This is a genomic window from Streptomyces kronopolitis (genome assembly GCF_014646275.1).
GTDB lineage: Bacteria > Actinomycetota > Actinomycetes > Streptomycetales > Streptomycetaceae > Streptomyces > Streptomyces kronopolitis.
This window is the reverse complement of the sequence record NZ_BMND01000043.1, coordinates 1-26,337: the sequence shown is the minus strand read 5'-3', so window position 1 is coordinate 26,337 and position 26,337 is coordinate 1. Positions and strand designations below refer to the sequence as shown.

Below are 26,337 nucleotides of genomic sequence, written 5' to 3'. Positions count from 1 at the left end.
AAGTCGTAGTACGGCTTGATCCGGCAGCCGCGGTGGCGCTGAGGCCAGCACCTCGCCGGAGTGGCCGAGGCTCGCGCGTCAGTGCAACAACCGATGGATGGAAACGACTTGGGGTTCGCAGCGTTATTGGCTGCGGACCCCAAGCTTGTCATGCGGGGGATATGTCGAATGAGCTTTGCGCGGACGCTGCGTGATGTGGGCGGCGCTGTGGTGCTGGCGGGGGCGCTGCTCTGTAGCGTCACCCCCTCCGCTGAGGCGGATCAAATCAGGGGTGATCAATGGCCTTTGAAGTCCTTTGATGCTGAAAGTGTGTGGAAGGTTTCCACCGGCAGAGGTGTCACGGTCGCGGTGATCGATGACCCAGTTAACGGCGATCACGCTGACCTGAAGGGCAATGTCCTGCCGGGCAAGGATGTCGCTAAGGGGGGCACCGCCAACCACGAACGTAGCGAAGATCATGGCACGGCGATGGCGGCTCTCATTGCTGCCCATGGCCATGGTGTCGGCTACTCGGCAGGGGTGAAAGGGTTGGCCCCCGGCGCCAAGATCTTGCCGGTAGGGATACCGTCGGAGAGCGAATTTGGAGATCCGGGACGGGACAGTTTGGCAGACGCGGTTAACTACGCCGTTGCCAGCGGTGCGTCTGTGATCAACATGTCATTGGGTCAGTCCACCCTGACAGTGGAAGACAAGAAGGCTCTTTCCAATGCAGTCAAGGAGGACATTTTCCTTGCTGTCGCCACAGGGAACGAGGGTGTAGGGAAGCTTGGCGAACTGACCAGGTACCCGGGGCTGGTCGCTGTTGGCGCAGTCGACAAGTCAGGTCAGGTGTGGCACAAGTCGAATTATGGTCCGCAGACCATGCTCACTGCACCTGGCACTCTCATCAGATCTGCAGGGGCGTCCAAGCCGTATCGGCTGGCAAATGGCACCTCTGACTCCACGGCCTATGTCTCAGGTGCCGCCGCACTGCTGCGTTCCAAGTTCCCCGACCTTACCGCTGGTCAGATCGCCAATCGTCTGGTCAAGACGGCCGGTCTGCCGCCCGGGCAGGAGGGGGTGACGCTCCCCGACCCGCACTACGGGTATGGCTTCATCCGACCCTTGCGGGCGTTGACGGAGGACATTCCCGCCGGTTCCAAGAATGGTCCGCTGAAGACTCCGGCGGCCGAGCCGGGGACTGCTACCGGTGAAGCGTCGGCTCCTGGTGTACCGGGCACCTCTGGTGACCAGCCAAGTGGGCAAAAGAGCAGCGGCCTTGGCGTCCCCGTCATTGTCGGTATTGCGTTCGGCGTGCTGGTTGTTGTCGCGGTCGTTGTTGTTGTGGTGGTTCGGCAGAAGAAGGGTGGGGGTAGTGGGACGCCGCCGGATGGGTATGGCGGGTTCGGGGGGCCTGGTGGGCCTGGGGGTGTGGCGCAGCAATCCGGGCCGTATCCGCAGTCGGCGCCCTACGCGAACCCTGGTCCCTACCCGGCCCCCGGCCAGTACCCGCCGGCCGGGCCCTATCAGCACCCCACCCCGAATCAGCCCCCGGCGCCCTACCCGCACCCCGGTCCGTATCAACAGCAGGGGCCGTATCAGCAACAGCAGGGTGTTCCGGGGCCGTTTCATCAGGTGCCGCCGCCCGGGCAGTGAGGCAGTGGCTGTGTGAAGGCGTGATTCTTCGGGGTCCGCAGGGTGGTTCAGCCTGCGGACCCCGAAGTGTTTGGGATGGGGGGCAGGGGTGGGCGAGCTTCAGCTCATCGTGCAGGGTCCCTCTGCTCATGGTGCGGCCGGAGGGCCTTGGCGGGTCAGCCGAAGACTGAGCGGACCTCGTCTGTGACGTCCTGGTGGCGGGTGGTGGCGCCGCGGGTGTGGCGGTCGGTGTGGCGTTGGGCGGCGTCGAGGCCCCGGGTGGTGAGGTCGTCCTTGGCGTGGTCGAGGTAGGTGCCGGGGTCGGCCAGGCTGGTGACGCCGTCCTTGTATTCCTGGGCGCCTTCCTTGAGGCCGTCGACGTATTCGCCGGCCTTGTCCTTGCCGATGTCGGCGGTTTCGCCCCAGTCGATGCCGTCGCGGGCGCCGAAGTGGCTCTCGATGCCCTGCTGGGCGACGTTCTGGGCCATCTCCGTGGCGGCCTCTTTGGCCTTGTTCTTGCCCTCTTCGACGATCTTGTCCTTGGCGATTTCCTTCGCCTGGTCGACGACCTTTTCCTTGACCGTCTCCTTGACCGTCTTCTTGACGTAATCCGTCGCGATCTTGCGGGCTTCCTTGGAGACGGCCTTTTTCGCCATCTTCTTGATGGCGTCCATGGTGGCGTGCTCCATGGCCTTGGTGGCCGCTTCCATGACCTCGCGCTTGATCTTGTCGAGGATCTGGCGGACCACCAGGCGGGTCGCCTGAGTGCCGCCTGCGGCGCCGATTTCGGAGAGACCGAGGGTGAAGGGCGCGGCGGCCTGGGCCGCGATGATTTCCGCGGCCAGGATGACGAGCTGGACAATAACGGCGATCTTTCCCGCGAGCACGGCGATGGCCGCCGCGTCGAAGGCGACGGCGATGACTTCCGCCGCGGCGGCGGCATCGCGGAGGTAGTTGTCCCCGCTGTCGCCGCCGCCGGAGAAGGAACCCCATTCCTGGGAAAAGCCCTCGACGGCCTCGCCGGAGTTCGCGGAGACTACTTCGCCCGCTGCCGTGGAGCCTTGAGATGCCGCCTGGTTGACCGCCTCGGCGAAGTTGCGCCAGGCCTGGGCGCATTCGTGGAGCTTGTCCTCGTCGGCGTCCGGCCAGTTGTAGCCGAGCAGGTCAAGGACCCAAGCCACCTCGCTTGGCAGCGTCAATGACACAGTGATCGTCCCCCGTGCGGTGGTATCCCATTGCCGAGCGCAATGGGGAGAAGGAGAAAGGAGATGGGAGGGGAAAAGCCGCCGCTGGGTGTGGTGTGGGGTGCGGCGGGTGGGCCTCAGAGGGCCGGGCGGCCTACGGCGCTGATGGTGTGGATGCCCTGTTCGTCGGATGTGGTGTATGAACCGGCCATCTGCTGCAACTTGTCGCCGATGCCTTCGAGGCGCTCGCCCAAGGAGTCCATCGATTCGAACATGCCGTCCCGGATCGGCGTGTAGATCGTTTCGAAGATGTCGCCGAAGTCGCAGTTCTCCCACGGGCTGCCGAGGCCTTCCAGGTCGTCCTGGAGCTTCTTCGACGCCTTGGAGAAATCGCCGCCGATGTGGACGAAGTTGGTGCCCTGCGTGCGCAGTACATCCGGATCTACGTCGAATGCCTTGCCTGCCACGCATACCCCCGTAATGCCGTGTGTTTCGCGCAGATATCTGTCGCGTCCTTAGTGATCCACCCTAGGTGATCTCGATCCAGGCATGTCAAGGCGAGAGGTGTGGAGGGAGCGTGCGGATATGGGTGCCCAACGACTCGCTGTGGGGCGCGAATTGGGGTTTCGTGCGGCGGTGGGCGTCGCTGGTGGGTGGGGTGGTGCCGGGCGGGGGAGTGGCGGGTGGGGGCGGGCGCCGGTCCCGTAGCATTCCGCTTCATGGACATGCCCGGCAATGAAGAGCCCCTGACCGACAGTCGTGTGGGGTTGACGCCACGTCAGGCGCGGCGGATACGCATCGTCCTGGCCTCGGTGCTGATGGCCGCGATGGCGGTGGTGCTCGTGGTGCGCCTGGCGTCGCGTACGTCGGTGCTGGTGGTCGGGGTGTACGGGGCGGCGCTGGTGCTCTGCGGCGTGGTGATCGAGCTCAGTCGGCACGGGCGTACCCGGCTCGGCACCTGGATGCTGGGCCTCGGCCTGGCGGCCGCACTGGCCGCGGACTGGCTGCTGTTGCCCTGATGGCGTCTTGCTGCTGACCTGTGTCGGCGTGAGGCATGAGGCATGACGGCCCTGTGACGCGCATGTGCCCTCTTACGCCATGCAGCTCGCCAGACGCCTGCAGCCTTCCAGGCCCCCTCCGGCCCTCCGGCCCTTCGGCCGCGGAGGCCCTTCAGGGCTCCAGGCCTGCAGGCTTCCCGGGCCCTCCAGCCCATCAGCCGTGCAAGCCCTCGGGCCCTCCAGCCCCTCCAACCTTGCAGGCCCTTCGGCAGCTCAGGCCCGACAGGCCTTCAAGCCGTGCGGCCCTCCACCCCTTCGCCTACACAGGCCCCCCGGCGGCCCGTCCCCCATCTCCCCCGTCCCCCGAGCCGCCCCCCAACCTCAACCTCCCGCCCCTCGGAACAACCGCCCTCAGAACAACCCATGCCACATCTGCTCGATGATCAGTGACCACCAGTTGCCCTCGTCGTCCAGGGCCCAGGAGTCGAGGGCGGCGATCTGCTCCTGGAAGGCGGCGACCGCGGTGCCTGCCGCGTGCGGGTCCAGGCCCTGCATCTGGCGGCGCGTGGTCGTCAGCAGGGTGAGGGAGCGGAGGTAGGCGGACAGGGTGCGGTTGACGAAGCGGCCGCCGCCGGAGGACGGCTGGACGGCCCAGACGGTGCCGATGAGGCTCTGGTTGTTCTCCGGGGCGACGCACTGGACGGCGAGCGTGTAGAGGCCGTCCGTGCCGAACCGGACGTACCCCGCAAGGGTCGTCAGGGTCTGCTCCGGGGCCTGGGTGCCCGTGGTGCGCAGATGGGTCGCCACGTCGGTGAACAGGCCGCCGGCGGGCGGGGTGTGGGACCGGTCGGCGGTGAAGAAGAACGGCACCGCGGCGGGCAGACCGGCCAGGGTCAGCGTGTTCCGGGTGGACTCGGGCAGCGGGGTCGCGCCGAGGGCCTCGGGGTTCGGGCGCTCGATCCCCTCGGGGCCGAAGACCTCCACGAGGTGCTTGCCGAGGGCCACGTCCTGCATCCCGGGGGCAGCCGCGACGTTCTGCGGGACCGGCAGCCGGTGCGGACGCGGCGGTGCCTGCCGGCTCTCCGTCCGGGGCCTCGCCTCGACGAGCCGCCGCAGCCCGGCGACGCCCTCCGCGCGCTCCTCGGGGCGCATGCCGTAGCCCTCGGTGCAGGAGAAGGCCGCGTTCGGGAAGGTGCGCAGCACGAAGTCGGCCGGGTAGCCGCCGGGCAGCAGGGCCGAGCGCAGATCCGTGTGGACCGTGCGGACGTGCGCGGGGTCCACGCCCAGCCGCCGCAGCTCGTCGTGGAGCTGGTACTCGACGGGGGGCGCGCCGGGCGCCGAGACCCGGACGAGGGTGGTCTCCTCGCCGGTCGACGGGTCGGGGTAGGTCGCCACGGCGGTGTTGCCGGGGCCGGTGACCGGCGGCTCGGCCGGAGCCGCCGCCGGAGCGCCCTCCGCACCCGCACCCGCACTCGTACCGTGCTTCTGCCGGTACATCCCGACGACCTCGTCGACCGGCACCGACGGCCACACCGTCAGCTCGCCGGACGCCCGGTCGACGACACCGCACGCGGCGCCGATCTCGGCGGGCGGGCGCCGCTGCCCGGTCTGCGGGTCGACCTCCGGGGGCGGCGGCACGGCCCACACCACCCAGCCGAGGTCGAATTCCTCCATGGCCACCTCACGCGGCGGCCCCTGGTGCCCCTCGGGGTTGAGCCAGCGGGCGGCGGTGGCCTGCGCCTGCGCCTGGGTGATCATCAGTGGTCTCCTTCGAGGCCGTCGGAAGCAGCGGAGTCAGGGGGGCCGGTGCGCTGGGCCGGCACGGTGGGAGCGGCCGCGGGCGGCGCGGCGAGGATCTGACGGGCGGTGACACCGCGCCCGGTGGCGACGACGAGCACGCCGTCCGGGGAGAGGTCGGCGCCGGTGATCGGGGTGTCCGAGAGCAGCGTGGCCACCACCTCACGGCTCGCGCGCGCCCAGATCCGCAGGGAGTCGGCGCCGCGGCTGAACCCGAAGGGGGCCGCGGCCCGGGCCTCCTCGGAGGGGCGCCGCAGCCGAGCCGGGTCGGCGTCGACGTACCCGGGGCGCAGCAGGTCGTGGACGAGGAGCGCGCCGGTGGCCCCGTCCATATCGGCCATGGTGGTCGTGCCGTCCGGGTCGGGCACGGGGTGGGAACCAGGGGTCCCCTCGGGGACGAAGAGGGCGGCCACGGGGTGGGAGGCGGCGGCGATCATCCCGTCCGGTGCCGCGGCCGCCTCCGCCGCCGCGCCCTCGGCGTCCGGCGGCGGGAGGGTCCCGGCCGTCACCGCGCGGACGCCGGTCAGCGGCACGCTCCACAGGGTGCGCCAGGGCAGGGCGAACCCGAGCCCGTGCAGCGCCTGGGCATAGGGGGCCAGCCCGTCCTCGACGAACGCGGACTCCAGGAACGCGGCCCGCACGGCGGCCGGTGCCTGGGTGCGGATGAGCAGCGGCGCGATGCGCAGATACGTCCGGGCCGGGGCGCCCAGCTGCTCCAGCGGCACGGCCTCGATGGCGGCCCGCATCGCCACCGGATCCGCGTGGGCGAACAGGCCCGGGTCGGTGAGGAGTTGGGGCAGGAGCCCGGCGTCGAGGGTGTGTGCCGCGAGGTGGTCGCGGACGTAGGGGTCGGCCCGGGACCAGTCCTGCTCCGGCACTGCCTCCAGCAGCGCCATGGCGATCCTGGTCTGGGCGTCGCGGACGTCCGGCAGACCGGCGCGGATCTCCTCGGCGATGCCCGGGTGCAGCAGGCGGAGCAGCGTACGGCCGCCGTCCGCGGCGCCCCCGGCCTCCTCCCCGCCCTTCGTACCGTCCGGCTCCCCGCCGTCCGCCCCGCCCCGCCCCGCCGTCGCGACCGGCTGGAGGAACGGCGCGGCCAGCAGCATCCCGTCGGCGAGGTCGCCGCTCATGTCCCGGCCCGCGACGGCGTCGGCCAGCGGGCCCCACAGCCCGACGGGCAGCCCCTCGCCCTCGGCGAACGCGAGCGGTGCCAGCAGCAGGCGCAGGGTCAGCGGGTCGGCGCCCAGCCGGCGGGCGTGCAGGTCCAGCGCCTCGCCGACGCTGCAGGGGAGCATCGCCGGGTCCGCCGGGTCGAAGCCCTCGGGCCGCATGAACAGCGACTGCACGGCGAGTTGGAGGGTCAGCCGGCTGCCGCCCGCGCGCTGCGCCATCGCCTCGGCGAGCGTCCGGCGAGCCGACGGGTCGGTGGCGAAGGGGAGTTCCGGCACCCCGGCACCCAGCGCCAGCGCGGTCTCGGCGTGCCGCACCAGGCCTGCGTGGTCGGCCCACTCGGGGTCGTCGAGGTCGATGATCCGCGCCTGGCCGGGCGGCAGCGCCCGGGCCAGCTCCGCGGCCAGCGCGCGCGGCACATCGGCCAGCAGCTGCACCCCGCCGGTGGTGGCGAGCGGCGTGAGGACCTCGCGGACGACGCGGGCCGGCTCGTCCGCGGCGCGCACCGGGCCGGCCCGGTCGACATCCGGCACCACAATCGTCACCGGCTCTTCACGGGCGGCGAGTTCGGTGCAGATGTCCTCGGCGCGGGCCGCGTTCAGCCGGAAGTGGTCGGCGAGCAGCCGCAGGAGCTGTGCCGCGGTGCGCCCCCGCGGGTCGGGCACGGCGGGCGCCGGGAGGTCCGGCGGTACGGTCGCCGGGTCCATGTGGTCCAGCGGCAGCTGCCTCCGGCCGTCGGGGTCGCACATCATCAGGAAGCCGGTGAGCAGGCGCGAGCGCCCGCTGCCCGGGCTGCCGGTGAGGACGATGACCCGCGGGGCGCCCGGCCACCGCATGCGCCAGGCCGCGAGCGCACGGAGCACGGCGGTGCGCCCGCCGATGTACGGATGCGGTGCGTATCCGGCCGCCCCGGCGCATCGTTCATCTGAGGCGCTCATGGCTCCCTCGTCCCCCATCGATCCCGCATCCACCTTTGTGGATTCCTGCACCTGCCGGCTCGATCTTATGTTCCGGGCCGCATGCTCCGGACCGTTCGGGGTGCGCCGTTCCGGAACCGGAACACGTGGGGCGTGCGGCTGCGGAAGGAGAGCGGTGCGGAAGGCACCTCGGTGGTGGCCGATGGCCGCGTGGGGAGATCCGGTGTGGAGAAATGGGGATCACCCTGTGCGGAAAGAAAGCAGGTCCGTGCGGCTATTCCGGCGGCGGTCCGCTTTCCGTCGTCCGCTTTCCGTCGTCTCGGCGTCTCGGGTGCGGTGCACCGATTGCGGGGAATGCGGGGAAAATGCAGGGAAAGAGAAAGGGCCGGCCGGGCGTGCTGCCGGGCCGGCCCGCCGCGCGCCGTGCGCGCGGTGCTCCGCTCAGCCCCGGTGCCCGCCGCCGCGGCCGCCGCGCCGGGGAGCGGTCACGATGTCGCCCGTAGGGCCGTCGCGCTCCGCGCGCTCGGCGTCCTCCTGGGCCTCCTGCTCCTTCTGCCAGGCCGCGAACTTCTCGCGTGACGCCTCCCGTTCGGCCATCGTCTGGTTCTCCGCGTTCCGCCGGATCTGCTGCATCCGGTCGCCCAGCGCGTCCATGTACCCGGGCGTCTCAATGGCGTCCTTCATGCCGATGCGGCCGGAGAGCACCTCCCGGGCCATCTCCTGGAGTTTGCCGCCCACATTGGGGTTGTCCGCCAGGACCTTCAGCGCCTTGCGCAGCCGGTGCGCCTGCTCCGGGTCCTGGGCGACGTCCATCAGGTCCTCGTCCTGGATCTGCCGCTCATTGCTCATCTCTGCCCCCTTGAATGTGATGGCACAGCAACCGCAACCGCGGCACCGGCGTCCAGAGTCTCATGACGGCCGCGAACAGGCCGTCAAGGCGGGTGTTGCCGGTATTGCCGCATATCGCTGCGTATGCATTCCGCGCGCCGCCGGTGACCGCTTCGCGGAAGGCTTCGGGGCTATTGCGGGTGTGCTAGACCTGTGAGGCGATGCCGGCAGGCAGCTGTCATTCCATTCGGGGAGAAACCATGTCCGACGAAGTCCGGCTCAGTACGGAGGAGTTGCACTCACTCGGTGCGGCCTTCGAGGTGCGCGCGGAAGAACTGGGCCGGCAGCTGGCCGCATTCAGACGGCGGGCGGACGCCGAGGCGCTGCGCGAGGGCTTCGGCGGTGACGAGGCGGCGCGGCCCCACCGCGAGCTGTACGAGCAGGCCGAGCACGCCCTCGTCCAGCTCCAGCAGCGGCTCCGCGAGGTCGGCGGAGGAATCAAGGAGACCGTCGCGCACTGGCGGGCGGCCGAGGAAGAGCTGGACGAGATGATCCGGAGCGTCACATGAGCGAGCGGCGCAACCCCGAGGCCCTGCACGAAGCGGCGGCCGGCTGGCGGGAGATGGCCGAGCACCTCGACGGCCTCGTCCGCGACCTGGACCGGAAGGTCGCCACCGCCGCCGCGGCCAACTGGCACGGTCCGGCCGGCGAGGCGTTCGCCGGGGAGTGGCACCGCCTCAAGCGGTCCGTCGACGAATCGCTGCCGGCCTTCGAACTCGCCGCCGCCGACCTGGAGACCGCCGCCGCGCCCCCCGACGACAACGACGGCAACGACGGCGCGGACGGCGGGCACGGCGGGCACGGCACGGGCCACGACGCGCCGCCGGTGGACCGTTCCGGCGCCGCGCCGTCCTCGTCCGGGAACGAGACCGCCTACGGCTTCATGGCGCTCGGCCAGCTGGCCAACGGACTCGGCGGCGCCTTCGGCAAGCGGGGCGGGGGCGGCCGCGGCCAGGGCCCGGTCGTGACGCAGCAGTGGGACACCTCCAGCGCGCCGCTCGGCCCCGACCCGTTCGACCCCGCGCGGGACGGCGAGCCCAGGGCGCGCGGCGGCGAGGGCGTCGCCAAGGGCGTACGCAGCCGACCGCCCGGCGCCGAACCGTCCCCGGGCGACGCACGGGATCCCCAGGCCAAGACGGATGCCAAGGGTGCACCCGCCACCGCGGCCGACGGCCCGCCCGGCCCCGACACGAACCGGCACGGCGCCTTCGGCTGACCCACGAAACGGCGGTGGGGCGCCCCTCCGAGGAGGAACGCCCCACCGCCGTGGTGTGTGCCGCGTCAGCCGCTGCTCGCCGGCAGCCAGCCCGTCTGGACCAGCTGCGCACCGCGCTTGCGGGTGATGAACGTCGCCCGGCCCGGCGTCAGGCTCTGGCCCTTGACGCTGCCCATCAGCGGGCCCTCGGCCGGGTCGGCCGAGAGGATCAGGCCCTGCGCACCCAGTTCCTTGGTGCGCTGCATGACCGGCTCGAACGACGACCGTCCGGCGCCCGAGGAGCTGCGCGCGATGATCAGGCGCAGACCCAGGTCACGGGCGAACGGGAGGTACTCCAGCAGCGGCTGCAGCGGGTTGCCGCTGCTGGTCGCCACCAGGTCGTAGTCGTCCACGATCACGAACGCGTCCGGCAGGTCGTACCAGCTGCGGTTGCGCAGCTGCTCCGGCGTGACGTCCGGCCCGGGCATCCGGCGGCCCAGCGAACCGGCCAGCCCCGTGATGACCTCCTGCAACTGCGGCCCCGCGGCACAGTACTTGTACATGTGGCTCTCGGGGATCTCGCCGAGCAGCGCGCGACGGTAGTCGGAGACCACCATGAGCGCCTTCTCCGACGGGTACCGCTCGGCGATCTGCTTGGCCAGCAGGCGCAGCAGCGACGACTTGCCCGACTCGCTCTCGCCGTAGATGACCAGCAGCGGGTCGGTCTCGAAGTCGATGAACGCCGGCGACAGCGTGGTCTCGTCGACACCGATCGCGATCCCGTGGTCCGGGTAGTCGTTGCCCTTGGGCAGGTCGGTGGCGCGCAGCATCGTCGGCAGCATCCGCACCTCGGGGGCGGGCGCGCCCTGCCAGTGCTCGCTGACCGTCTCCACCAGGTTGGCCATGCCCTCGCTGAGGGTCTCCGGGTCGCTCATCCCGTCCAGCCGCGGCAGCGCCGCCAGGAAGTCGAGCTTCTCGGGGGACATACCGCGGCCCGGCTTGCCCATCGGGACGTTCTCCGCGCGCTTGCGGTCGAACTCCGACTCCATCGGGTCGCCCAGGCGCAGCTCGACGCGGTTGAGGAGCTGGTCGCGCAGCGCGGGCCGCACCTCGGTGTAGCGCGAGCCGGCCAGGATCAGGTGGATACCGAAGCCCAGACCGCGGCCGGCGATGTCCAGGATCACCGGGTCGAGCTGCTCGTAGTCCGTCTTGAACGTGCCCCAGCCATCGATGATCAGGAAGACGTCCCCCCACTTCTGGTCGGGGAAGGCGCCCGCGGCCCGCCGCTGGCGGTAGGTCGCGATCGAGTCGATGTGGTGCGCGCGGAAGAACTCCTCGCGCTCGTTGAGGATGCCGACGACCTCGGCGACCGTACGGCGCACCTTCTCCGCGTCCAGGCGCGAGGCCACCCCGCCGACGTGCGGCAGGCCCTCCATCGCCAGCATGCCGCCGCCACCGAAGTCGAGGCAGTAGAACTGCACCTCCGCCGGGGTGTGGGTGAGCGCGAACGAGGCGATCGCGGACCGGATGAGGGTGGACTTGCCGGACTGCGGACCACCCACGACCAGGCCGTGACCGGCGCCGGCGGAGAAGTCCAGGTACATCACGTCACGCCGCTGCTCGAACGGCTTGTCCACCAGCGCGACCGGCACCACGAGCTTGCCGAGCGCGGTGTACTCCGCGGCGTGCACGCCCCGTTCGGGCGTGACCGCGAGCGCCGGCAGCAGCTGGTTGACCGTGGGCGCCTCCTCCAGCGGGGGCAGCCACACCTGGTGCGCCGGCGGGCCCTGGCCCTGCATCCGCTGCACCATGACATCCAGCACGGTGTCGGCCAGCGCGTCGTCGACCTCCGGCTCGGCCGCCTCCACGGAGACCGGCTCCTCGACGATCTGCTCGACGACCGGGGCCGCGGTGAACGGCACCGGCATCCGCATCGTCCGGCCGCCGGCGCCGCCGCGGCCGCCGCCGCCCGGACCGCGGTAGGTACCCGACACATACGCGGCCTTGAACTGGACCATCGTCTCGGTGTCGTACTTCAGGATGCCGGAGCCGGGGACGTTCGGCAGGTGGTAGGCGTCCGGCACACCGATCGCGGTCCGCGACTCGGCCGCGGAGAACGTCCGCAGACCCAGCCGGTAGGACAGGAAGGTGTCCAGACCGCGCAGCTTGCCCTCTTCCAGGCGCTGCGAGGCGAGCAGCATGTGCACACCCATGGAACGGCCGATCCGGCCGATCTGGATGAACATCTCGATGAAGTCCGGCTTGGCGGCGAGCAGCTCGGAGAACTCGTCGATGATCATCACCAGCGAGGGCAGCGGGTCCAGCGGGGCACCCGCGGCACGCGCCTTCTCGTAGTCGGTGATGTTGGCGTAGTTGCCGGCGGAGCGCAGCAGCTCCTGGCGGCGCTGGAGTTCACCGGTGATCGAGTCGCGCATGCGGTCGATCAGGGTGACGTCCTCACCGAGGTTGGTGATGACCGCCGCGACGTGCGGCATCTCCGACATCCCCGTGAAGGTGGCGCCACCCTTGAAGTCCGCGAGGATGAAGTTCAGGGTCTCCGAGGAGTGCGTGACCGCCAGGGCGAGCACCAGGGTGCGCAGCACCTCGGACTTGCCGGAACCGGTCGCACCGACACACAGGCCGTGCGGGCCCATGCCCTGCTGCGAGGCTTCCTTGATGTCCAGCATGACCGGCTGGCCGTCGCGGTCGACACCGATCGGCACCCGCAGCCGCTCTGCCAGCGTCCGGGGCCGCCAGGTCCGCGCGACGTCCAGCGAGCCGGCGTCGCCGATGTTCAGCAGGTCGGTGAAGTCCAGCGCGGACAGCAGCGGCTCCTCGCCGTCCGCACCGGAGCCCGCCCGCAGCGGGGCCAACTGGCGGGCCAGCGCCTCCGCCTCGGGGATCGACAGCGTGTCGCACTCACCGTGGTAGACCGCGCCGCCGGCCGACTCCAGGGTCAGCCTGCCCGGCCACACCTGCACGGCCAGCCCGCCGCGGATCTCGTCCAGATCGCCCGGCACGACCTCCAGGATGGTGACGCCCTGGAGGCCCTCGGCCCCGGCGATCACCGAGTCCATCGGCACCTCGCCGCCGTCCAGCACGACCACCACGTGCGGAGTGTCGGTCACCGGGGTGCCCTGCGGGCTGAACCGCCCGCGGCCCTCCAGCTCCTCCGCCAGCAGCTCCTCGATCTCCCCGAGGTCACCGACGACCAGCCGGCGCGAACCGGCGCCGTCGGTGGTCTTGTCCTGCACGTGCGGCAGCCACTTCGTCCACTCCCACTCCGCCTGCGCACCGGGCGCGGCGACGACCGCCACCACCAGGTCCTCGGGCGAGTGCAGGGTGCACAGCTGGGCGATGACGGCACGCGAGGCGCCGTAGACCGTGTCCGGGTCACCCGAGACGGTCAGGTGGTAGAAGGCCCGCAGCGAGACCGCCAGCGGCAGGCTGTCCAAATGGCCGTGCTTGTCGAGGAATTCCTTCATCGCATGCGCGGTCAGCGGCTCCAGCTCGTCGACCGGCGCGGTCTCGGGGGCCCGCAGGGGAGTGGCCAACTGCTGCGGCCCCAGGCCCAGTCGCACCTGCCCGAAGTCCGGATCGGTCGCCCGCCGCTCCCAGACCCGCTTGCCCTCGGCCACGACCGACCACAGCTGGCTCGGATCGGGGTGGGTGAACAGCTGCGCGTCCCGCTGCTTTCGCGCGGTGCGCCGCACCTCTTTTCGCTTCTGCGTCAGGTACTTGAGGTAATCCTGGCGCTCTTGAAGCATTTGCCCGGAAGGCCCTTGGCGAGCCTTGACGATCTGCACGATCGCCATTGCCAGGGTGGACGCCACCATAAAGCCGCCCATGATTTTCATGAACGGCTGGTTGCCCATGAACAGGAATCCCGCCGAAGACGCCATACCCATCATGGGCATAAGGGTCATCAGCATGTTCTCTGATTCGCCCTCACGGGGCAGCTCCGGAGGTGCCTCGAGTGTCACCTCCTCGGAGGGGACTTCGGGTGGCAGCGCGCGGGGCGGGCGCTTGACGATGACAACGCTCACCGAGGCATCAGTCCTTCATGCATCTCGCAGTCTCGGACCGCCCCCGTTGGATTCGACGGTCCCCCCGAGCCAAGTGCTTGGCCCGAACCAGGCGTTGATCCTACTGTCAACCGTCAGGGCTCGGGGTGGGTGGGGCGACCGCTGAATTGGACGGTACGCTGACGCCTCGCGAGCGTGCCCCAGCCCCGAAGTGACGGCTCTCTATATATAGGGCGCGCGACGCGACAAAACGCCCAACGGATTAGGGAGAACCGCCAGGTGAGCACGAGCACTGGCACCGGCTTTTGCCGGGTCACTGTCGCCGCGCCGGATGCACGGATCGATGTGGCTCTGCCGGAAGACGTCGCACTCGTCGACATCTATCCGGAGATCCTGCGGCTCTCCGGCCAGTCCCAGGCCGAAGGCGCCCCGACCGGCTACCACCTCGTACGCCGCGACGGCACGGTGCTCGACGCCGGCCAGTCGCTCGCACAGCAGCAGATCCTCGACGGCGACCTCCTCCTGCTGAAGCCGTTCGCCGAATCGCTGCCGCTGCCGGTCTTCGACGACGTCTCCGACGCCGTCGCCTCCGCGGTCAAGCGCAACCGCAGCCGCTGGAGCGACGACCTCATGCATGTCGTCGGCCTGTCCGCCGGCGTCCTGCTGCTCGTGATGATGGCGTTCGCCCTGTGGTTCTCCAACCCGCTGAACCGCGACATGCACCGCCTGCCCGGCATCATCGCCGGTGTCGTCGGCGTCGTCCTGGTCGCGCTGGCCGGCGTCCGCGCCCGGGTCTACGACGACCACGGCTCCTCCATCGCGCTGGGCCTGGCCGCCCTGCCGCACCTGCTGCTCGCCGGCTCGGGCATCTTCCCCGTCGACCACGGCTCCGGGCCCGGCCGGCTGCACCTCCTCGTCGGCTGCGTCGTCGTCCTGATCGCGTCCGTGCTGCTGGTGGTGCTGCTGCCGCGCGGTGACGCGCCCTTCGTCGCCGCCGCGTTCCTGGCCGCCATCGGCACCCTCGCGGTCTTCGCCGCGATCCTCACCGACGCCGCGCCCCGCGAGGTCGCCGCCGTCACCGCCGTCGTGTCGATCGCCCTCGTCGCCTGGCTGCCCGGCCTCTCCGCCCGCTTCGCCCGGCTGCCCATCGGCTACAAGTCGCCCGACCAGATCGCCAAGGGCTCCTACGACAACGGCGGCGAGACCGAGTCCGTCGACTTCGTCAAGATCGCCAACCAGGCCAAGCGCGGCCACGAGCTGCTGCTCGGCCTCGTTGCCGGCTGCGCCGCCCTGGTCGTCGGCTCCGCCGGTGTCGTCCTCGGCTTCTCCGACAACATGTGGGCCCAGCTGCTGGCGCTGGCCGCCGGCATCACGATCATGCTCCGCGCCCGGCTCTTCGACTACACCGCGCAGGTCGCCTGCCTGACCATCGCCGGCATCCTGACGATCGTGCTGCTCATCCTGGGCATCGCGCTGAACCCGCCGTCGGACATCTTCGTCGACCTGCTCCGCTTCCAGGACTCCGGCCCGCTGAACATCCGCACCGTCTGGTTCTCCAGCAGCATCGCGGCGGGCGCCGCCCTGCTCGTCGGTGTCGGCCTGATCGTCCCGCGCAAGGGCGTCACCCCCTTCTGGGGCCGGATCTTCGACATCTTCGACGGACTGTTCCTGCTCTCCCTGGTGCCGCTGTGCCTGGCGGTCCTGGAGGTCTACGGCAAGGTGCGCGGCCTCACCGGCAGCTAGCCGCCGCCCGGATTTCCGGCCCCCCGACCACCCGGTCGGGGGGCCGTTTTCAGCTGGTACGCTGTGTGACGGTCCGGTCGAGTCATCCAAGATTCCCTGTGAGGCAAACCAGGGGCGCTCACGGACCGCAACCAAGAGGAGTACCGCGTGTCGCTCGACGCCGCTACGAAGAAGCAGATCATGGCCGAGTTCGCCACCAAGGAGGGTGACACCGGTTCCCCCGAGGTTCAGGTCGCGATGCTCTCCCGCCGCATCTCGGACCTCACCGAGCACCTCAAGATGCACAAGCACGACCACCACTCCCGCCGTGGTCTGCTGCTGCTGGTCGGCCAGCGCCGCCGCCTGCTGCAGTACCTGGCGAAGAAGGACATCACGCGCTTCCGTGCGCTGGTCGAGCGCCTGGGCATCCGCCGCGGCGCGGCGGGCGCCAAGTAAGACGTGGTAACAGGGAGCGGTTCCCGCCGGGGGCCGCTCCCTTTGCCATAGGCGCCGGACGCCCGTGCCCTCTCATGGTGGCCGGAAGCTTTGTAGTCTGGTGCCGTACGCAAAACTGAACGCGGTAGGAGTGCCACCTGGCCGCCGGTCCTCGGTAGTGGCCCCCGGACGATCCACGGACGCCCCGCGTCCGTCGCTCCGGGTGCTTCGATCGAAGACCGGCCCGCACCGGCACTCCACCGAAGACGGTCCGCCGCCACACGGGCAGCGGACGCTGACGAGGAGATATCCCTGGTGGAGAACGAGACCCACTACGCCGAAGCCGTGATCGACAACGGTTCCTTCGGCACCCGCACCATCCGCTTCGAGACGGGCCGCCTGGCCAAGCAGGCCGCCGGTTCCGCCGTGGCGTACCTGGACGACGACACCATGGTGCTGTCGGCCACCTCCGCTTCCAAGACGCCGAAGGACCAGCTGGACTTCTTCCCGCTGACCGTCGACGTCGAGGAGCGGATGTACGCAGCCGGGAAGATCCCCGGTTCCTTCTTCCGCCGTGAGGGCCGGCCCTCCGAGGACGCGATCCTCACCTGCCGCCTGATCGACCGCCCGCTGCGCCCCTCGTTCAAGAAGGGCCTGCGCAACGAGATCCAGATCGTCGAGACGGTCATGGCGCTCAACCCCGACCACCTCTACGACGTGGTCGCGATCAACGCCGCCTCCTGCTCCACGCAGCTGGCCGGCCTGCCCTTCTCCGGCCCGGTCGGCGGCACCCGTGTCGCACTGATCAACGGCCAGTGGGTGGGCTTCCCGACCCACACCGAGCTCGAGGACGCCGTCTTCGACATGGTCGTGGCCGGCCGCGTCCTCCCGGACGGCGACGTCGCGATCATGATGGTCGAGGCCGAGGCCACCGAGAAGACCATCCAGCTGGTCAAGGACGGCGCCGAGGCCCCGACCGAAGAGGTCGTCGCCGCCGGTCTGGAAGCCGCCAAGCCCTTCATCAAGGTCCTGTGCAAGGCCCAGTCGGACCTCGCCGCCAAGGCCGCCAAGCCCGTCGGCGAGTTCCCGATCTTCCTGGACTACCAGGACGACGTCCTCGAGGCGCTGACCAAGGCCGTCAAGGACGAGCTCGGCCAGGCGCTGACCATCGCGGGCAAGCTGGAGCGCGAGGCCGAGCTGGACCGCGTCAAGGCGCTCGCCGCCGAGAAGCTCCTGCCGGAGTTCGAGGGCCGCGAGAAGGAGATCTCCGCCGCTTACCGCTCGCTGACCAAGACCCTGGTCCGCGAGCGCGTGATCAAGGAGAAGAAGCGCATCGACGGCCGCGGCGTCACGGACATCCGTACGCTCGCCGCCGAGGTCGAGGCGATCCCGCGGGTGCACGGCTCCGCGCTGTTCGAGCGTGGCGAGACCCAGATCCTGGGCGTCACCACCCTCAACATGCTCCGCATGGAGCAGCAGCTGGACACCCTCTCCCCGGTGACCCGCAAGCGCTACATGCACAACTACAACTTCCCGCCGTACTCCGTCGGTGAGACCGGCCGCGTGGGCGCCCCCAAGCGCCGCGAGATCGGCCACGGCGCGCTCGCCGAGCGCGCCATCATGCCGGTCCTGCCGACCCGCGAGGAGTTCCCCTACGCGATCCGCCAGGTCTCCGAGGCGCTGGGCTCCAACGGCTCGACGTCCATGGGCTCGGTCTGCGCCTCGACCATGTCGCTGCTGAACGCCGGTGTGCCCCTCAAGGCCCCGGTCGCCGGTATCGCCATGGGCCTGATCTCCCAGGAGATCGACGGCCAGACGCACTACGTCGCCCTCACCGACATCCTCGGTGCGGAGGACGCCTTCGGCGACATGGACTTCAAGGTCGCCGGCACCAAGCAGTTCGTGACCGCGCTCCAGCTCGACACCAAGCTCGACGGCATCCCCGCCTCGGTCCTGGCCGCCGCGCTGAAGCAGGCCCGTGACGCGCGTCTGCACATCCTGGACGTCATGAACGAGGCCATCGACGTCCCGGACGAGATGTCCCCGAACGCCCCGCGGATCATCACCGTCAAGATCCCGGTGGACAAGATCGGTGAGGTCATCGGCCCCAAGGGCAAGATGATCAACCAGATCCAGGAGGACACCGGCGCCGACATCACGATCGAGGACGACGGCACCATCTACATCGGTGCCGCCGACGGCCCGGCCGCCGAGGCCGCCCGCGCCACGATCAACGGCATCGCCAACCCGACCATGCCGGAGGTCGGCGAGCGCTACCTGGGCACGGTCGTCAAGACCACCACCTTCGGTGCGTTCGTCTCCCTGCTCCCGGGCAAGGACGGCCTGCTCCACATCTCGCAGATCCGCAAGCTCGCCGGTGGCAAGCGCGTGGAGAACGTCGAGGACGTGGTCGCGGTCGGCGCCAAGGTCCAGGTCGAGATCGCCGAGATCGACCAGCGCGGCAAGCTCTCCCTGATCCCCGTGATCGAGGAAGAGGACGCCGACAAGGGTGCCAAGGACGACTCGAAGGACGACACCGACAAGTGACGTCGCGGACGCACACGACGACGGCCCGCCCCTCTTCGGAGGGGCGGGCCGTCGCCCGTACCCAAACGCTTCTCAAGGGCACCGCGGGCGCCGGCACGGTCCGCCGGACCACCCTGCCCGGCGGCCTGCGCGTGGTCACCGAGACCCTGCCGTCGGTCCGCTCCGTCACCTTCGGGATCTGGGCGCACGTCGGCTCCCGTGACGAGACCCCCGCCCTCAACGGCGCCACGCACTATCTGGAACACCTGCTCTTCAAGGGCACCGAGCGGCGCAGCGCGCTGGACATCTCCGCCGCCATCGACGCGGTCGGCGGCGAGATGAACGCCTTCACCGCGAAGGAATACACCTGCTACTACGCGCGGGTGCTGGACTCCGATCTGCCGCTCGCCATCGACATCGTGTGCGACATGCTCACCGGCTCGCTGGTCGAGGCCGAGGACGTGGACGCCGAGCGCGGCGTCATCCTCGAAGAGATCGCGATGACCGAGGACGACCCGGGCGACTGCGTGCACGACCTGTTCGCGCACACCATGCTCGGCGACACCCCCCTCGGCCGCCCCGTGCTGGGCACCGTCGACACCGTCAACGCGCTCACCCCCGAGCGCATCCGCCGCTTCTACAAGAAGCACTACGACCCCACGCACCTCGTCGTCACGGCCGCCGGCAACGTCGACCACGCCAAGGTCGTCCGCCAGGTCCGCCGCGCCTTCGAGCAGGCCGGGGCGCTGGAGAACACCGGCGCCGTCCCCGTCGCGCCGCGCGCCGGCTCCCGCTCCGTGCGCACCGCCGGCCGCGTCAACCTGCAGAACCGCAAGACCGAGCAGGCCCATGTGATCCTCGGGCTGCCCGGCATGGCGCGCACCGACGACCGGCGCTGGGCGATGGGCGTGCTGAACACCGCCCTGGGCGGCGGGATGAGCTCCCGCCTCTTCCAGGAGGTCCGCGAGAAGCGCGGACTGGCCTACAGCGTGTACTCCTACACCTCCGGCTTCGCCGACTGCGGCCTGTTCGGCGTCTACGCCGGCTGCCGCCCCAACCAGGTGCACGACGTCCTCAAGATCTGCCGGGACGAACTCGACCAGGTGGCCACCCACGGCCTCACCGACGACGAGATCCGCCGCGCGATCGGCCAGCTGCGCGGATCCACGGTCCTCGGCCTGGAGGACTCGGGCGCGCTGATGCACCGCCTCGGCAAGAGCGAGCTGTGCTGGGGCGAGCAGATGTCGGTCGACGAGATGCTGGCCCGGATCGCGGCCGTCACCCCCGACGAGGTGCGCGAGGTGGCCCGCGACGTCCTGGGCGCACGGCCTTCACTGTCCGTCATCGGCCCCCTGAAGGACCGGCAGGCGGCCCGGCTGGACGACATCGTCGCCTAGCACCACCACGAGAGAGACGGGAAACGATGAGCAAGCTGCGCGTGGCCGTACTGGGAGCCCAGGGGCGCATCGGCTCCGAGGCCGTACGGGCCGTCGAGGCCGCCGAGGACATGGAACTGGTCGCCGGGCTCGGCCGGGGCGACAAGCTGGAACAGCTGGTCGAGACCGGCGCCCAGGTGGTGGTCGAGCTGACCAACCCCGGCGCGGTCATGGGCAACCTCGACTTCTGCGTCCGCCACGGCATCCACGCGGTGGTCGGCACCACCGGATGGACCGATGAGCGGCTCGCGCAGCTGCGCACCTCGCTCGCCGCCGCGCCGTCGGCCGGTGTGCTCATCGCCCCGAACTTCTCCCTCGGCGCGGTGCTGACCATGCGCTTCGCCCAGCAGGCGGCCCGCTTCTTCGAGTCCGCCGAGGTCGTCGAGCTGCACCACCCGAAGAAGGCCGACGCCCCCTCCGGCACCGCCGCCCGCACCGCACAGCTGATCGCCGCGGCCCGCGAGGAGGCCGGCTGCGCCCCGCAGCCGGACGCCACCACCACCGCGCTGGACGGCGCCCGCGGCGCGGACGTGGACGGCGTCCCCGTGCACTCGGTGCGGCTGCGCGGTCTGCTGGCGCACCAGGAGGTGCTGTTCGGCGGCGAGGGCGAGACCCTCACCATCCGCCACGACTCCCTGCACCACAGCAGCTTCATGCCGGGCATCCTGCTCGGGGTGCGCCGCGTGGTCACCACTCCGGGCCTGACCGTGGGCCTGGAGAACTTCCTGGACCTGGGCTGACGGCATGGGCGGCAAGATCACGTACTTCTTCCTCGCCACTGTGCTGGTGCTCGTGTTCGGCGTGGTGGCGCTGGAGGGCGTCCTCCTCCTGCTGACCGGTGAGCCGGCGGCCATGGGCATGGGCGCGGTGGCCTTCGTGCTGCCGTTCATCGGCGCCTGGTTCCTCCGGCACAACACCCGCTTCGCCCGCGACGCCCACCGGCTGGCCCATGCGCTGGAGGCCGAGGGCGGGCTGCCGGCCGACGACCTGGAGCGCACCCCCGGCGGCCGGATCGACCGGGACGCCGCCGACGCGGTCTTCACCCGGCGGCAGGCCGAGACGGAGGAGGCGCCCGGCGACTGGCGTACGTGGTTCCGGCTCGCCGTCGCCTACCACGACGCCCGGGACACCCCGCGCGCCCGCAAGGCGATGCAGCGGGCGATCGCCCTGCACGACGGGAAGGCCGTGCCGGCCGCCTGAGACCCGGTCCGGGCGGGCGGTCCGGGCTGCGCGTCCGACGGCGGAAGGCCCCGATCACGGAAGGCCCCGGTCACGGAGGAGCGCCGCGGCGCGTCCGGCCGGTCCCGGGGCCCCCGGCTGTCAGCGGCGGTACTCCGCGGCCCACGCCTCCAGCACGTCCGCGGCCTGCTCGAACGCCTCCGGGCGGGACAGGAAGTCCCCGTTGTGGTCCGTGATCAGCGTGCGCAGCGGATCACCCTGGGTCCGCTCGACGACCAGCGCCTGGCCCTGCACCGTCCGGGGCAGTCCCAGCCAGCGCACCGGCTGCTGGCGGGTGCGCACCGAGGCGACGGCGCTCCACGGCTCCGTGGCCGTCCGCAGGAGGTTCACCTGCCGCAGGCCCTGGGAGCTGACCCACAGGCCGACGCGCAGCAGCCGCAGGGCGAAGGCGATCGTCAGCGCCCCCACCAGGACGCAGACCGCGGCGCCGGGCAGCGAACCTGCCAGCGCGATGATCATCGCGGAGAGCAGGACGAACGACGCGAGCAGCAAAAACACCGCCGCCGTCCCCACCCGCCACGGTCCGGGGCGGTAGGGACGGCGCCAGTGATCGGGCTCGTCGTGCGGCAGCGCGGCGTGATCCGCGGCAGGTGGGTCGAGGTCGCGGTCGGCCGTCAAGAAGGGCAGGGGCACGGCTGATCCTCATTCATGGTCACGCTGACGGAAGCTGTGACCGGTGAGGTTATCGGGACCGGCGGAGCGGAACCACTTGTGGCACACTCCACCGGACCGATCAGCGGTGCGACGCTTCGGACTGATGCACCCGGCTCGAGGTGGAACTGTCCTGCTGCAGTGCGGGAACGCCGAACAGCAGGGCGCCGGCCAGGCCGCCCACTACTGTCAGCGTGATGAGAGACTGGCCGAGCAGCTGCCCACGGGAGGCGCGCTGACGCGGCGGGGGAGTGACATTGCTGCGGAACCGGTCTGCCTCGGCAACGAAGGCGAACGGGACGGGCTCTCGCCGGCGGAACATGAGCGGGCTCTCCTAGGAACCTCGAAGTGGGCACTGTCACAGGGTTAGACGCGTGCGCGGTCCGAATGGTGCCCGTTTTCAGGGACTTCTGTGAAAAATATCAACTGCCGCTCCGCACGCTGCTATAACGCCGTCCGTTTTGCGGTGAACGCGGCGTCACGCGGCATTTCCCGGGCTGTCAGCGGCGGGCCGTAGTCTGGTCGCGCACGAGGATCGATTGGAAGGAACCGCCGGTGTCCCAGACCCCCGCCGAGAGCGCCGAGAGCACTGAGAGCCCCGGCAGTGCAGCCGTCAGCTTCCGGAGCGAGGTGACGGTCGAGCTGGTCAAGCACAGCGCCGCGGACAGTGACGTGCTGTGGGCGGCCCGTGTCTCCACGGCCGGCGAGCAGTCCCTGGAGGAGCTCCAGAAGGACCCCGAGCGCTCCAAGGGCTTGATCAACTACCTCATGCGGGACCGGCACGGCAGCCCGTTCGAGCACAACTCCATGACCTTCTTCATCAGCGCGCCGATCTTCGTCTTCCGCGAGTTCATGCGCCACCGCGTCGGCTGGTCGTACAACGAGGAGTCCGGCCGCTACCGCCAGCTGGACCCGGTCTTCTACGTCCCCGGCGCCTCCCGCAAGCTCGTCCAGCAGGGCCGCCCCGGGAAGTACGAGTTCGTCGACGGCACCCCGGAGCAGTACGACCTGACCGGCCGCGTCATGGAGGACTCCTACCGCCGGGCGTACGAGGCGTACCAGGAGATGCTGGCCGCCGGCGTGGCCCGCGAGGTCGCCCGCGCCGTGCTCCCCGTCGGCCTCTTCTCCTCCATGTACGCCACCTGCAACGCGCGCTCGCTGATGCACTTCCTCGGCCTGCGGACCCAGCACGAGCAGGCGAAGGTCCCCTCCTTCCCGCAGCGGGAGATCGAAATGGTCGGCGAGCAGATGGAGGCCCACTGGGCCACGCTCATGCCGCTCACGTACGGCGCATTCAATGCGAACGGCCGGATCGCCCCGTAAGGCCCAGGCCGGGGGCCGGATGCCGGACCCCGCGGGGCGGGGGTGCAAGGTGTCCGGATTGCGGCATTTTGAGAAGTTCATCTACGCTGAACAGACGGACCCGGCACTGCTTGAACCCCCGAGCAGGCAGTGCCGGTGTCCACATCCCTGCTCCCCAGAGGCGCATCCTGTGGGGAGCTACGAGTAGCGTGGGACCCATGGCTCCGACTTCCACACCGCAGACCCCCTTCGGGCGGGTGCTGACCGCCATGGTCACGCCGTTCACGGCGGATGGCGCTCTCGACCTCGACGGCGCGCAGCGCCTGGCTGCCCACCTGGTGGACGCAGGTAACGACGGCCTCGTCGTCAACGGCACCACCGGAGAGTCCCCGACCACCAGCGATGCGGAGAAAGCCCAGCTGGTCCGCGCCGTGGTCGAGGCGGTCGGCGATCGCGCCTTCGTCGTCGCCGGAGCCGGCACCAACGACACCCGCCACAGCCTGGAGCTGGCCCGCGGCGCCCAGGAAGCCGGAGCCCACGGACTGCTCGCGGTGACGCCCTACTACAGCAAGCCCCCGCAAGAGGGACTGCTGCGGCACTTCACCGCCATCGCGGACGCCACCGACCTGCCGGTCATGCTCTACGACATCCCCGGACGCAGCGGCGTCCCGATCAACACCGAGACCCTCGTCCGGCTCGCCGAGCACCCCCGGATCGTCGCCAACAAGGACGCCAAGGGCGACCTCGGCCGCGCCAGCTGGGCCATCGCCCGCACCGACCTCGCCTGGTACAGCGGCGACGACATGCTCAACCTCCCGCTGCTCTCGGTCGGCGCCATCGGCTTCGTCTCCGTGGTCGGCCATGTCGTCACCCCCGAGCTGCGCGCCCTCCTGGACGCCCACCTCAACGGCGACGTCACCAAGGCCACCGAGATCCACCAGGCGCTGCTCCCCGTCTTCACCGGCATGTTCCGCACCCAGGGCGTCATCACGACGAAGGCGGCGCTCACCCGGCAGGGCCTGCCCGCCGGCCCGCTGCGGCTGCCGCTCGTCGAGCTCTCCCCGGAGGAGACCGAACAGCTCACGCGCGATCTCGCCGCCGGCGGGGTACAGCTCTGATCACAGACTTCACAACTGAATACGGACCAACAACCGCCTTATAGCAAGTGCACGAATGTCATGCGCGCCACGTGCCCCTACGGCAGCGTGGCGCGTGTGGTGAGGAGAGTCTTTTGAGTCATCCGCATCCTGAGCTCGGCGCCCCGCCCAAGCTTCCCAAGGGCGGGCTGCGCGTCACGCCCCTCGGCGGCCTCGGCGAGATCGGCCGCAACATGACGGTCTTCGAATACGACGGCCGGCTGCTGATCGTCGACTGCGGAGTGCTCTTCCCCGAGGAGGAGCAGCCCGGAATCGACCTGATCCTGCCGGACTTCACGTCCATCAGGGATCGCCTCGACGACATCGACGGCATCGTGCTCACGCACGGCCACGAGGACCACATCGGCGGTGTCCCCTACCTCCTCCGGGAGAAGCCGGACATCCCCCTCATCGGCTCCAAGCTGACCCTCGCCCTGATCGAGGCCAAGCTCCAGGAGCACCGCATCCGCCCCTACACCCTTGAGGTGAAGGAAGGCCACACCGAGCGGATCGGCTCCTTCGACTGCGAATTCGTCGCGGTCAACCACTCCATCCCGGACGCCCTGGCCGTCGCCATCCGCACGCCCGCGGGCATGGTCGTGCACACCGGCGACTTCAAGATGGACCAGCTGCCGCTGGACCGCCGCCTGACCGACCTCCCCGCCTTCGCGCGGCTCGGCGAGGAGGGCATCGACCTGCTCCTCTCCGACTCCACGAACGCCGAGGTCCCGGGCTTCGTCCCGCCCGAGCGGGACATCTCCAACGTGCTGCGCACGGTGTTCGCGAACGCCCAGAAGCGCATCATCGTCGCCAGCTTCGCCAGCCATGTGCACCGCATCCAGCAGATCCTCGACGCGGCGCACGAGTACGGCCGCCGGGTCGCCTTCGTCGGCCGCTCGATGGTCCGCAACATGGGCATCGCCCGGGAGCTGGGCTACCTCAAGGTCCCCGCCGGCCTGGTCGTCGACGTCAAGACCCTCGACGACCTCCCCGATGACGAGGTCGTGCTGGTCTGCACGGGTTCCCAGGGCGAGCCGATGGCCGCCCTCTCCCGGATGGCCAACCGCGACCACCAGATCCGGATCGTCCCCGGCGACACCGTGATCCTGGCGTCCTCCCTCATCCCGGGCAACGAGAACGCGGTCTACCGCGTGATCAACGGCCTCACCAGGTGGGGTGCGGACGTGGTCCACAAGGGCAACGCCAAGGTCCACGTCTCGGGCCACGCCTCGGCCGGCGAGCTGCTGTACTTCTACAACATCTGCAAGCCGAAGAACCTCATGCCGGTGCACGGCGAATGGCGCCATCTGCGCGCCAACGCCGAGCTGGGCGCCCTGACCGGCGTACCCAAGGACCGGATCGTCATCGCCGAGGACGGCGTCGTGGTCGATCTGGTCAAGGGCGTCGCCAAGATCACCGGCAAGGTCCAGGCGGGCTATGTGTACGTCGACGGCCTCTCGGTCGGCGATGTCACCGAGACCCATCTGAAGGACCGCCGCATCCTCGGCGACGAGGGCATCATCTCGGTCTTCGTGGTGGTGGACAGCAGCACCGGCAAGATCGTCGGCGGCCCGCATCTGCAGGCCCGCGGCTCCGGCATCGACGACGCGACCTTCGCGGCCGTAGTCCCCAAGATCGATGAGGCGCTGGCCAAGGCGGCCCAGGACGGCGTCGCGGAGCCCCATCAGCTCCAGCAGCTGGTCCGCCGCTCGGTCGGCAAGTGGGTGTCGGACAACTACCGCCGGCGCCCGATGATCCTCCCCGTGGTCGTCGAGGTCTGACACACAGGGTCGTACAAACGTGCCCAAGTGGGAGCGGGGCGCCCGGATTTGCATCCGGGCGCCCCGCTCCAGTACGTTTACGGCTCCGCCTGAACGGGAAGCGCCGGACGCCTGTGCGTACGACGCCTCACCAAGCCGGGCGGAATTCCGACCCAGAGCAATCTGATAAAGTCGGATCAGCCGAAAGGCAAACCCCCTCCGATGAAAACTCGGACCGAATTCGAACCGGCAACGGAACGAAATCGAGTCTGATAGAGTCGGAAAGGCCGAAAAGCGAAAGCCGAACGGCCGAGCCCGCTCCAACAGGGCGCCGGACACGGA

Annotated in this window: 21 protein-coding genes; 13 read left to right on the top strand and 8 right to left on the bottom strand. The window is 70.3% G+C overall.

Annotation, left to right across the window (positions count from 1 at the left end; translation table 11 throughout):
• Positions 1–108: 108 nt before the first annotated feature.
• Positions 109–1,635, top strand: coding sequence for a S8 family serine peptidase (locus IEY78_RS29865; RefSeq protein WP_308426948.1), 1,527 nt, complete (start codon positions 109–111; stop codon positions 1,633–1,635).
• A gap of 155 nt (positions 1,636–1,790) precedes the next feature.
• Here IEY78_RS29865 and IEY78_RS29860 read toward each other — a convergent pair whose 3' ends face one another.
• Both IEY78_RS29860 and IEY78_RS29855 read right to left on the bottom strand, forming a co-directional pair.
• Positions 1,791–2,795: a WXG100-like domain-containing protein gene (locus IEY78_RS29860; protein WP_229700253.1), complete on the bottom strand. Its 1,005-nt coding sequence runs from the start codon at positions 2,793–2,795 to the stop codon at positions 1,791–1,793.
• 140 nt (positions 2,796–2,935) lie between these two features.
• Positions 2,936–3,265: a WXG100 family type VII secretion target gene (locus IEY78_RS29855; RefSeq protein ID WP_189103579.1), complete on the bottom strand. Its 330-nt coding sequence runs from the start codon at positions 3,263–3,265 to the stop codon at positions 2,936–2,938.
• 252 nt (positions 3,266–3,517) lie between these two features.
• Between IEY78_RS29855 and IEY78_RS29850 the strand changes: the two genes are divergently transcribed.
• Positions 3,518–3,817: a hypothetical protein gene (locus IEY78_RS29850; RefSeq protein ID WP_189103577.1), complete on the top strand. Its 300-nt coding sequence runs from the start codon at positions 3,518–3,520 to the stop codon at positions 3,815–3,817.
• A 390-nt stretch (positions 3,818–4,207) separates the two neighbouring features.
• Here the strand turns inward: IEY78_RS29850 and IEY78_RS29845 are convergent, their stop codons facing one another.
• The 3 genes from IEY78_RS29845 to IEY78_RS29835 all read right to left on the bottom strand — a co-directional run bounded on the left by IEY78_RS29845 (position 4,208) and on the right by IEY78_RS29835 (position 8,529).
• Positions 4,208–5,554 (bottom strand): SUKH-4 family immunity protein, encoded by a 1,347-nt coding sequence (locus IEY78_RS29845; protein ID WP_189103575.1) that lies wholly within the window; start codon positions 5,552–5,554, stop codon positions 4,208–4,210.
• A complete protein-coding gene (locus IEY78_RS29840; RefSeq protein WP_229700252.1) occupies positions 5,554–7,701 on the bottom strand; it encodes an ATP-binding protein in 2,148 nt (715 codons plus the stop codon). Before IEY78_RS29840 ends, IEY78_RS29845 begins: the two co-directional genes overlap by 1 nt.
• 420 nt (positions 7,702–8,121) lie before the next feature.
• Positions 8,122–8,529, bottom strand: a complete 408-nt coding sequence (locus IEY78_RS29835) for a hypothetical protein (RefSeq protein ID WP_189103571.1) — start codon at positions 8,527–8,529, stop codon at positions 8,122–8,124.
• Between the two features lie 239 nt (positions 8,530–8,768).
• Between IEY78_RS29835 and IEY78_RS29830 the strand changes: the two genes are divergently transcribed.
• Positions 8,769–9,077, top strand: coding sequence for a hypothetical protein (locus IEY78_RS29830; RefSeq protein WP_189103568.1), 309 nt, complete (start codon positions 8,769–8,771; stop codon positions 9,075–9,077).
• Positions 9,074–9,784: a WXG100 family type VII secretion target gene (locus IEY78_RS29825; protein ID WP_189103566.1), complete on the top strand. Its 711-nt coding sequence runs from the start codon at positions 9,074–9,076 to the stop codon at positions 9,782–9,784. The genes IEY78_RS29830 and IEY78_RS29825 overlap by 4 nt, the downstream gene beginning before the upstream one ends.
• 65 nt (positions 9,785–9,849) lie before the next feature.
• Here IEY78_RS29825 and eccCa read toward each other — a convergent pair whose 3' ends face one another.
• Entirely contained in the window at positions 9,850–13,809 is a 3,960-nt protein-coding gene (gene eccCa, locus IEY78_RS29820) for a type VII secretion protein EccCa (protein WP_189103564.1), read from the bottom strand.
• Positions 13,810–14,067: 258 nt separating this feature from the next.
• On the opposite strand from eccCa, the gene eccD reads away from it, so the two are divergent.
• From eccD to IEY78_RS29790, 6 genes are all read left to right on the top strand, one after another.
• The gene (gene eccD / locus IEY78_RS29815) at positions 14,068–15,531 is read left to right on the top strand and encodes a type VII secretion integral membrane protein EccD (protein WP_189103562.1); all 1,464 of its coding nucleotides are present in this window, start codon (positions 14,068–14,070) and stop codon (positions 15,529–15,531) included.
• Positions 15,532–15,678: 147 nt separating this feature from the next.
• Positions 15,679–15,966, top strand: a complete 288-nt coding sequence (gene rpsO, locus IEY78_RS29810; protein ID WP_189103560.1) for a 30S ribosomal protein S15 — start codon at positions 15,679–15,681, stop codon at positions 15,964–15,966.
• 294 nt (positions 15,967–16,260) lie between these two features.
• Entirely contained in the window at positions 16,261–18,492 is a 2,232-nt protein-coding gene (locus IEY78_RS29805; protein ID WP_189103558.1) for a polyribonucleotide nucleotidyltransferase, read from the top strand.
• A complete protein-coding gene (locus tag IEY78_RS29800; protein ID WP_189103556.1) occupies positions 18,489–19,868 on the top strand; it encodes a M16 family metallopeptidase in 1,380 nt (459 codons plus the stop codon). The genes IEY78_RS29805 and IEY78_RS29800 overlap by 4 nt, the downstream gene beginning before the upstream one ends.
• A gap of 26 nt (positions 19,869–19,894) precedes the next feature.
• Positions 19,895–20,647: a 4-hydroxy-tetrahydrodipicolinate reductase gene (dapB, locus tag IEY78_RS29795; protein WP_189103554.1), complete on the top strand. Its 753-nt coding sequence runs from the start codon at positions 19,895–19,897 to the stop codon at positions 20,645–20,647.
• Positions 20,648–20,651: 4 nt separating this feature from the next.
• On the top strand, positions 20,652–21,107 hold the full coding sequence (locus IEY78_RS29790; protein WP_189103552.1) for a hypothetical protein: 456 nt from the start codon (positions 20,652–20,654) through the stop codon (positions 21,105–21,107).
• A gap of 120 nt (positions 21,108–21,227) precedes the next feature.
• Here IEY78_RS29790 and IEY78_RS29785 read toward each other — a convergent pair whose 3' ends face one another.
• Positions 21,228–21,779: an SCO5741 family PH domain-containing membrane protein gene (locus tag IEY78_RS29785; RefSeq protein WP_189103550.1), complete on the bottom strand. Its 552-nt coding sequence runs from the start codon at positions 21,777–21,779 to the stop codon at positions 21,228–21,230.
• 100 nt (positions 21,780–21,879) lie between these two features.
• Positions 21,880–22,119, bottom strand: coding sequence for a hypothetical protein (locus IEY78_RS29780; RefSeq protein WP_189103548.1), 240 nt, complete (start codon positions 22,117–22,119; stop codon positions 21,880–21,882).
• Positions 22,120–22,352: 233 nt separating this feature from the next.
• Here IEY78_RS29780 and thyX point away from each other — a divergent pair, with 233 nt between their 5' ends.
• From thyX to IEY78_RS29765, 3 genes are all read left to right on the top strand, one after another.
• Complete coding sequence (gene thyX / locus IEY78_RS29775) at positions 22,353–23,120, top strand: FAD-dependent thymidylate synthase (RefSeq protein ID WP_189103546.1); 768 nt, start codon at positions 22,353–22,355, stop codon at positions 23,118–23,120.
• A gap of 197 nt (positions 23,121–23,317) precedes the next feature.
• Entirely contained in the window at positions 23,318–24,217 is a 900-nt protein-coding gene (gene dapA / locus IEY78_RS29770) for a 4-hydroxy-tetrahydrodipicolinate synthase (RefSeq protein WP_189103544.1), read from the top strand.
• Positions 24,218–24,330: 113 nt separating this feature from the next.
• Positions 24,331–26,016 (top strand): ribonuclease J, encoded by a 1,686-nt coding sequence (locus IEY78_RS29765; protein ID WP_189103542.1) that lies wholly within the window; start codon positions 24,331–24,333, stop codon positions 26,014–26,016.
• Positions 26,017–26,337: the final 321 nt, after the last annotated feature.

What these genes read in the sequence shown, in the direction of transcription:
- IEY78_RS29850 (WP_189103577.1), top strand. Translation starts at nt 3,518, where the DNA reads ATGGACATGCCCGGCAATGAAGAGCCCCTGACCGACAGTCGTGTGGGG.
- IEY78_RS29845 (WP_189103575.1), bottom strand. Translation starts at nt 5,554, where the DNA reads ATGATCACCCAGGCGCAGGCGCAGGCCACCGCCGCCCGCTGGCTCAAC.
- IEY78_RS29840 (WP_229700252.1), bottom strand. Translation starts at nt 7,701, where the DNA reads ATGAGCGCCTCAGATGAACGATGCGCCGGGGCGGCCGGATACGCACCG.
- IEY78_RS29835 (WP_189103571.1), bottom strand. Translation starts at nt 8,529, where the DNA reads ATGAGCAATGAGCGGCAGATCCAGGACGAGGACCTGATGGACGTCGCC.
- IEY78_RS29830 (WP_189103568.1), top strand. Translation starts at nt 8,769, where the DNA reads ATGTCCGACGAAGTCCGGCTCAGTACGGAGGAGTTGCACTCACTCGGT.
- IEY78_RS29825 (WP_189103566.1), top strand. Translation starts at nt 9,074, where the DNA reads ATGAGCGAGCGGCGCAACCCCGAGGCCCTGCACGAAGCGGCGGCCGGC.
- dapB (WP_189103554.1), top strand. Translation starts at nt 19,895, where the DNA reads ATGAGCAAGCTGCGCGTGGCCGTACTGGGAGCCCAGGGGCGCATCGGC.
- IEY78_RS29790 (WP_189103552.1), top strand. Translation starts at nt 20,652, where the DNA reads ATGGGCGGCAAGATCACGTACTTCTTCCTCGCCACTGTGCTGGTGCTC.
- IEY78_RS29780 (WP_189103548.1), bottom strand. Translation starts at nt 22,119, where the DNA reads ATGTTCCGCCGGCGAGAGCCCGTCCCGTTCGCCTTCGTTGCCGAGGCA.
- dapA (WP_189103544.1), top strand. Translation starts at nt 23,318, where the DNA reads ATGGCTCCGACTTCCACACCGCAGACCCCCTTCGGGCGGGTGCTGACC.